This window comes from Deltaproteobacteria bacterium (assembly GCA_030654105.1).
Lineage (GTDB): Bacteria > Desulfobacterota > SM23-61 > SM23-61 > SM23-61 > JAHJQK01.
The window spans coordinates 1-5,879 of the sequence record JAURYC010000320.1 but is presented as its reverse complement, the minus strand read 5'-3'; the positions used below and the strand labels follow the sequence as shown (position 1 = coordinate 5,879).

Genomic DNA, 5,879 nt, shown 5'->3' with positions numbered 1-5,879 from the left:
AAAGAAAAAATAATGTAATTTAGGCAAGCCAACGTAAGAGAATACTTCATCGGATGGTAAGTGGAAAGAGACGCAAAGGCCTGGACCACAATATGTAGACGCCAGGAAAGGAAGAACCACAGAGGGTAATGCGCCTAAGGGATTGCATTAGGTAAAAAAATATTGAATAATCCAACAGGATTAAGAAATAGATGGGCAGGGATTATAATTGACCCATGTTATCTCCTCCTAATGGAAGACGAAAAGGTATCCTGGAGCGGATCGCTTACCGGGTGATGAAGGGACGCGGTTTTCTGCCCGATTTTTCAAGGGCTGCGCTTAACGAACTGGAGGAGATTCAGCAGGTCGACTGGGGGGCGGAATCTCCCAGGAAAGACCTGCGCCACCTGTTTCCCTCCACCAGTTCTCTATAAGCACTTGGGCCTCAAGCAGCGTCGTGAAGATTGCCCCGTTGACGCTGGAAGTCCGCGTATGCCTTGCCGCTCACACGGAGGTTGCCCCTGAAGGAGAGATTGCCCACCAAGCTGATCAGCGGCTTGCGGCGTTGCCACAAATTGCCGGCCACCCTGCGCAGAATGCGCGGCAGGGAATAGAAGTTCCGGTTGCAGGAGACCATTTCTTGGATGATGCCGTCCAGAGACAAATGCTTATACCGGGCCACCGGGAAGGTCAGCGTATAGTATTTCCAGTCTTCCGGGAACGCATCGAGGGCGATGCGGTCCTCCGATTTCATCTGGTCCCACAGGCGCGTGCCGGGCAAGGGCGTCAGAAACAGCACGTTGAGATAGTCCACGCCGTACCCGCGGGCCACCTCGGCGATACGTTTGCCGATGCCCGGTTCGTCTATGTCCAACCCGATGATAAAGGAACCCGCGACCAGCATGCGGTGCCGCTGTATGCGCCGCACGGAGGCGCGGAAGTCCCGGCCCTTCAGAAGGTTGAATTTCTTGCCGAGCTCCCGAAGCCCTTCCGGCGCGGGGGATTCAAAGCCGATGAAGACGCCGCTGCACCCCGCCTTCGCGGCCAACGCCAGGAGTTCTTCGTCATCGGCGAAGTTAATGGTGGCTTGGGCAACCCATTCCTTTCGCAGGTTCGCCCGGGCCATGGCGCGGAACAGGTCCTTGGCGCGGGCGATGTGTTCAGGGCGCGTGCCGATGAGGTTGTCGTCCACCACCAGAACAAGTTTCTCACGGACCGACTGGAATTCCCGCACGACATCCGGAATGGGTCGCTGCCGGTAGTGGGCCCCGTTGAACGCCGTCACGCTGCAAAAGCTGCAGTTCAATGGACAGCCGCGTGTGGTCTGAATGGATCCGAAGGCATATCCCGTGGCCAGCAAATCATGACGGGCGAACGGGACATCGTTTAACTCGGCTAGCCCTCCGTCATACCGGCGGTTCAGGCTGCCATGCCGTGCGTCCTCCAGGACCTGCGGCCAGATGCCCTCGGCTTCCCCCGTGACGACTGAGTCCACATGCTCCCTGACCTCGTCCACGCACATGGTTGCGTGAATGCCACCCATGACGACGGGCACGCCCAGACGCCGGAAGTGAGTGGCCACTTCATAGGCGCGGTTCGCCTGCGAGGTAAAAGCGGTAATGCCCACCACGTTAGGCCGAGGCATGGCCGGATAGTCCGGCGCGCCGAGGTTCTCGTCCACGATCGAGATTTCCCACTCCGGTGGGGTCAGGCCCGCGAGAACCATAAGGCTGAGCGGTTTCCACACGCGGTAACGGTTCCAGCGGCTCTCCTTGACTTTGACCATGCTGACAAGCGGGTTGGAGGGGTTGATCAGATATAATCGCATGGCGTGCATTCACTCATGGATAGGGATTTGCCTTTTCTCCTTCTTTTTCTCAATGCTGGTTTCATGAAGGGAGTGTTGCAATTACTGCTCGTTGGCCTAGGAATAGCCTGTAGCGGCTTTATCAATCCATCGTCCAGCACCAATTTCCACGTTCACCATGTTCTCAACTTTATGAAAAACAATGTTAAGTGCCGTAGACATTCCCACAAATTTGCGCCATCCCCCAACCTTTTCGATTTGAAGCAAAGTGCCACCATCTTCGGTCTGAAGCTTCTGACACTTAAAACCCTCTCGCGCAAGCCAACTCTGGGTTGATGGTATCAGCTCTGAAAAACGCGCGCTGGGACAAGGAAAGGTTTTCGACTGGGTCATAGTTTTGGACTTTTGTCGGTCGCTCCCGAAATTTGTTAACGCCTGTCGGCCGCTGTAGTAATCACCCAAACGAACAGGCATCGGCTAATGACCTATAAATCAAATCAAAACAATTTAAATGGGTTGGAAAGTAATGATTTTAGCATATAAATTCACTTCCTAAATATTTATTTTAAGTTTTTCATAGATCAAAAAGGCAGGGCCGTTCAGACCCTGCCTTTTCCCCAGATATCAGTAGTGCTATCAAGGTGGTAAGGGAAAACTTATTTCCCCGTTTTTGCGGAGCTACCAGCGATTGCGTCCGCCGCCACGATCGCCCCCAAAGCCACCGCCGGATCGGCCGCCTCCGCGAGGACTCTTTTCCTGGGCCTCGTTCACCTTAATGGTCTTGCCGTCAAGGCTACTGCCATCCAGCTTGGAGATCGCCGATTTCGCATTCTCATCCTCCGCGAAAGTCACGAATCCAAACCCCCGGGAGCGCCCTGTTTCACGGTCTGTGATGACTTTGGCTTCGGTGATTTCCCCATGGACCTGAAACGCTTGGCGGAGACCGTCATCCGTCGTGTCCCAGCTCAGACCCCCTACAAATAGTTTTTTAGCCATACTTTTTGACTCTCCTTTTCACGTCGTCTCAGGGGACGACTTTGATGGGTAGCGCCCGCATTTCAGCGTTCGCCACGTTTACTTACTTTCATGGATGCCCGAATGGTTTGGGACGGTGGGTCAGCGACTTCCCCCATTCCATCCGGCTTTGCAGGGAGCGAATTAAATCCCCACTCGCATGAAACATGCGGCGTTGGACAATATAAAGTCCCACGCCGGGTGCATTGACATCAGGAACTATTCAACCTTTCCAGACACAGTCAAAGTCTCTCGTTTAAGAGGAGAGGGAACGTAGACCAGGTTGACTTCTATCTTTCTAAGGGACTTTTCCTTGATAGCTTTCATTGGGATCGTGACGTCCAAAGACCCTTCGGCAATACCTTCAGGCTGAAGAACCTTCCAAAACGGATAAACCTTCATTATTTTCTCATCGGGTTTATAAGGGATTGGCTTCCCAGCTTCGTCCAAGTATTCGAGGGTAACTGCTTGGATGTCCAGGATATCTTTCGATTTATTAGTTATCTTGATGCTACCCTTGAGGCTCGGCGTCTCGACGATTTCTTTGGAAGCTAGGTTTACGGTCGTGACGACCTTCATGTCGTTAAGTTCTACAAGAAAAGCCGGCCCCTTAACCTCAGCCTTCGGTGGAACCAAGTTTTTAGTGATTTGCTCTTGTGTGGGAGCCTCTACCTTCTTATCCGTAGTACAACCCAAAAACCCCACGGCCAGACTTAAAGCTAAGATTGTGAAGATCTTCGTGTAATGCATATCTTACCCTCCTTTTATTTTTTAAGAATTTACGTCCCCCAATATCCATCCCCTTCTTTGAGTGAGATTGTCTGGGTAATAATATTGCTGCAGCGGATACAAATCACCTCCCTTACCGCCATCAAAATGGCTGAGTTGTTAATATCGCTAGAAACAGCTGAATACAGAAGGTTATTGAAATGAGTTGAATAGAATAAGGGAAGAAAAGGGAAAGAAAGTTAAAGAAGAGGCGCTTTGCGGTCCCTTAAGGGAATTCCCCACCTTTGATAAAGCGGCTTCGGAAAGAAGCCCAAAGTAACTATGCGTAGATTAATGTATTTTATTATCTTTGTCAAGAAGAATAAGCACATTGTCATTTCCCGGCCGATGCTGCCCGCGCTCAGCACCCTGCCCCCCGGGCTACGACAAAGCTGGTCGAAATTATCGCAAAAAATACAATGCGAACTTCCGCAACTAAGCACTAAGACAGATTTCCGACATAAATATTCATGGTCGTTCTCCTTTTTAGTTTTCGATGAAACTCCTTAGTTTATTGGCCCGGCTGGAATGTTTCAACTTCCTTAAGGCCTTGTCCTGAATCTGTCGGATCCGCTCCCGGGTAAGATCAAAGTCCTGTCCCACCTCCTCAAGGGTATGGTCGTGCTTCTCTCCGATCCCGAACCGCAGCCTCATAATCTTCTCCTCCCTTTTGCTAAGTGTCGATAGGACTCTTTGAATCTGACTTGTCATATTGAGATTTATTGCTGCATCCTGAGGGGAAATTACTTCTTTATCTTCAATAAAATCCTCCAAGCGGCTATCTCCCTCCTTACCGATAGGGGTTTCGAGGGAAATGGGCTTTTGGGTGATATTCAAAATCTTTTGCACTTTTTCCAGAGAAATCTCCATTTTTTCGGCGATTTCCTCCAGAGTGGGTTTTCTTCCAATCTGCTGAACCAGGGTTCGAGAGGTTCGGTTCAGTTTGTTGATGCCCTCGGTCATGTGGACAGGGATACGAATGATCCGGGTTTGATCGGCAATGGCCCGCGTGATGCCCTGCCGGACCCACCATGTTGCATAGGTAGCAAACTTATAGCCCCGTTGGTATTCGAACTTATCGACTGCCTTCATTAACCCGATATTCCCCTCCTGGATCAAATCCAGAAACGGAAGTCCTCGGTTCAAGTATTTCCTGGCAATGGAGATGACCAATCTCAAATTGGCCTTCACCAATTCACTCTTCGCTTCACTGGCCTTGGCCTCCCCTGCCTCAATAACCCTCAATGTTTCTTTAAGCTGATCCAAAGAAAGGCCACACTCCACCTCCATTCTGCCTACCTTCCTTCTGACATTCCGGGCAATCCTGCTCATCTCCTCCCAATCCTTTAGCTTGTCAGCCAGGTAAAAAGGACTTCCCTTAGGCACTTTCTTCTTGATCATCTTCAAAGACTTTCTGACTGCCTGGACTGAGACCCCTAAATCCTCCCCATGTTTTTCCACTTCCCTTTGAGCCTTTTCCATCCGGATGTTCCACTGCTTCAACTTCTGGACGATTCGGTTAGTCTGTTTTTCATTCAAGTTGATCCGTTTAAAGGCATCGAATATCTCAGCCTGTTTCTTCCAAATTTTTTCCTGAACCCTCTTGGTTGGAACTTCTTTATTCCTGAGCCTCAAATCCCCCCGGAGAATTCGAATGTGCTCTTCTCCCTTCCGAATTTTATTGATTAAGTTGAGAACCCTCTTCTTCTGGATCTGTTCTTCCTCAACACTCGTCTCTCCATCGTCGGTCTCATCGGTCACCTCTTTGATCTCTATCTTTCCAGCACGGAGGGCGCTTCCAAGGTTGATAACTTCCCTGACAGCAATGGGACAATTGAGCACCACGCTTAACACCCCTTGCTGTCCACTTTCGATCCTCTTGGCAATCTCCACCTCCCCTTCCCGGGTCAGTAAGCGGAACGCTCCCATCTCCTTCAAGTAAAAACCAACCGAATCCGCCGCCTTTCCAAAGGGCTCCACCTTGTATTCAACGACCTCCTCCTCTTTCCTCACCAGAACATTCTCATGCTCCACTTTCAATCCCGGAAACTCGCTGACCACATCGAAACCTAACTCATCGGATATGATCAGGGCATCTTCGTCCCGCCCTTGGCGGAACTCAGATCTGTAGGATCTCTTGGGAACCCATTCTTTCAAACTTCTTTCCTTGTCTCTATTTATTTGATTTCTTTCCAATTAAGTTTTTTCCTATGAAACCCCGTAAGGAACTCCATATTAGTAAGGTATTACCCCGAAGTGGGGACATTCCTGCCTGTGGCGGCAGGGTGTAGCAGGCCTGTCCTGCTCTAGG

4 protein-coding genes are annotated in these 5,879 nt (G+C 50.5%); all 4 read right to left on the bottom strand.

Features of this window, described 5'->3' with window-relative positions; genetic code table 11:
* Nucleotides 1-424 precede the first annotated feature (424 nt).
* The 4 genes from Q7V48_14045 to rpoD all read right to left on the bottom strand — a co-directional run bounded on the left by Q7V48_14045 (nt 425) and on the right by rpoD (nt 5,725).
* Nucleotides 425-1,816, bottom strand: coding sequence for a radical SAM protein (locus tag Q7V48_14045; GenBank protein ID MDO9211848.1), 1,392 nt, complete (start codon nt 1,814-1,816; stop codon nt 425-427).
* A gap of 648 nt (nt 1,817-2,464) precedes the next feature.
* Nucleotides 2,465-2,782 (bottom strand): RNA-binding protein, encoded by a 318-nt coding sequence (locus tag Q7V48_14040; GenBank protein ID MDO9211847.1) that lies wholly within the window; start codon nt 2,780-2,782, stop codon nt 2,465-2,467.
* Between the two features lie 237 nt (nt 2,783-3,019).
* Complete coding sequence (locus Q7V48_14035; GenBank protein MDO9211846.1) at nt 3,020-3,550, bottom strand: hypothetical protein; 531 nt, start codon at nt 3,548-3,550, stop codon at nt 3,020-3,022.
* 504 nt (nt 3,551-4,054) lie between these two features.
* Complete coding sequence (gene rpoD, locus Q7V48_14030; protein ID MDO9211845.1) at nt 4,055-5,725, bottom strand: RNA polymerase sigma factor RpoD; 1,671 nt, start codon at nt 5,723-5,725, stop codon at nt 4,055-4,057.
* Between the last annotated feature and the right edge of the window lie 154 nt (nt 5,726-5,879).